This is a genomic window from Gordonia desulfuricans NBRC 100010 (genome assembly GCF_001485495.1).
GTDB lineage: Bacteria > Actinomycetota > Actinomycetes > Mycobacteriales > Mycobacteriaceae > Gordonia > Gordonia desulfuricans.
In genome coordinates, this window is the sequence record NZ_BCNF01000216.1 from 1 (window position 1) to 1,749 (window position 1,749).

Consider the following 1,749-nt stretch of genomic DNA (forward strand, 5'->3'; position numbering starts at 1 on the left):
CCTCCGATCGCCCCGACTGGCGGTGTGGCCACGGCAGTCGGATGGGTGATGATCGGGGTGTTTTGGGGCCGGAGCGGCAGCGGTCGGGGCGATGCTTGGGCACGCCGCCGCTGTCCGGGGTGCAGACATTGAGGAGACAGCGATACGCCGGGCCCGCCTTGCCCCTGCGCTGCTCGCCGCCGTCGTCGTGCTCATTGCCGCTATCGTCCTGGGAAGCTTGGTCAACCCGCTGCCCATCTCTGTCGCTGTCGTGGTGTTGGTGGGCGCAGCGATCGTGGCGGTAGTTGGCGTGTATGCCTCCCTACCTGCCCGTCAGAAGTCGAGAACTCGCTGGTGCGAATACGAAGAGGGTCTGGTCCGATGCGGACCAGACCCTCTTGTTCGTACTGAGCCTGTTCGGCCTCAGGGCTGCGGGATTCGGACGTAGTACGAGACGCCCTTGTTGAGGTTGGGGTGGGTGGTGAAGGACATGAGGTTGATGCCTTGTCCGACTCCGCGGAGGTTCACGCGGACTGGCGCTTCTGGTCGTGGTCCGAGGTTCATCGGCACGCCTTTCTCGCGATATTGGATGCCGGACCAGTAGCCGATCGCGACGTTGACCCGGCAGGAGGGGTTGCGTCCCCAGGCGGGTTGGGTGCCGGTGAATCCGCGTGAGGTGAGGGAGATGGTGGCTTGGCCTCGTTTGGCGGGGTTGGTGTCGATTCCGACGTGGATGGCTCCGTGGCAGAAGGCGTTGTTGCCCATGACCCAGATGTCGTCTCCGAGGACGCCGAGTCGTGGTGCTGGGGCTGCTGATCCTGTCGTTGGGACGGCCAGTAGCAGTGTCGACAGTGCGGCGACGGTGACCAGAGCCCGGGTGGTGATCGTCTTTGTTGTCATGGATCGCACACTACTGCAGGACTTCGCTAATCATGCGGACGAAGAATGACTGAGATCAGCGACCTCGCGTGAGGGACGTTTCCTGTTGCGGTACAGCCCTTTTGGAATGAGCATGCGGAGTGGCTTGGGTCCATGCTCATGAGCGGTGGACAAGCTCACCCTCGCACGGGTTTCGCCGCTGCGCGGGTTGGGTGCAGGGGTGGTCTACCCGTCGACGGAACCCGCGAACCTCCGAGAAGCCCTGGAGTTCTGTCGCGTTGTCGATGGCTACGACCGCTGAAGGGCACCGGCTCTTTCGTCGGTGGGTGGGGGTGGTGCCAATAGGGGGGCTGTGTCGGGACACACGGGCACAATGTGAACAGTAGTGCCCCATAGAGTGGTGTAACTCGGTGGCCGAGATCGTGTCTGACGCTGTGTTGTTGACCGATGCAAAGCGGCCACCGAGCTTGTCAAGATGTCTGTGTAAGAACGTGACTCCTGGTGTTCCTGTGGTTGTTGGTGGGTCTAGCTGAGGTGGGGTTCGATGCGGTCGGGGTAGGCCAGGGCGAGTTGCCCGAGGGCCTGTTTCCAGTTCGTCACGACCTGTCCCTCGACGAGTCGTCCGGGGGCTCTGCGCGTGGCGGCGGGCGTGCCGCGTTCTTTCTCGCGTTGCCTGGCGCGTTTGTCCTCGATGTCGCAGATCGCCAACCACAACAGTTTGCGGACCGCGACGTCGTTGGGGAAGTGTCCCCTGTTCTTGATCACCTTGCGTAGCTGGTAGTTCAGTGACTCGATCGAGTTGGTGGTGTAGATGACTTTGCGTAGCTCGGGCGGGAACGCTAGTGGTTCGTGTCGTTAGTTCCTAAATTCTTGTGGATTTGCGAGAATTAC

Annotated in this window: 1 protein-coding gene and 1 pseudogene; both read right to left on the reverse strand. The window is 62.0% G+C overall.

The features are described 5' to 3' along the window. Positions 1 to 402: 402 nt before the first annotated feature. The gene (locus GD1_RS23915) at positions 403 to 879 is read right to left on the reverse strand and encodes a hypothetical protein (protein WP_053776720.1); all 477 of its coding nucleotides are present in this window, start codon (positions 877 to 879) and stop codon (positions 403 to 405) included. 504 nt (positions 880 to 1,383) lie between these two features. Next, positions 1,384 to 1,701: pseudogene (locus GD1_RS23920) on the reverse strand (transposase); the annotation flags it as partial. Positions 1,702 to 1,749 lie beyond the last annotated feature (48 nt).

Excerpts from the sequence above, each read along its gene's own strand:
- GD1_RS23915 (WP_053776720.1), bottom strand. The coding sequence starts at position 879 with ATGACAACAAAGACGATCACCACCCGGGCTCTGGTCACCGTCGCCGCA.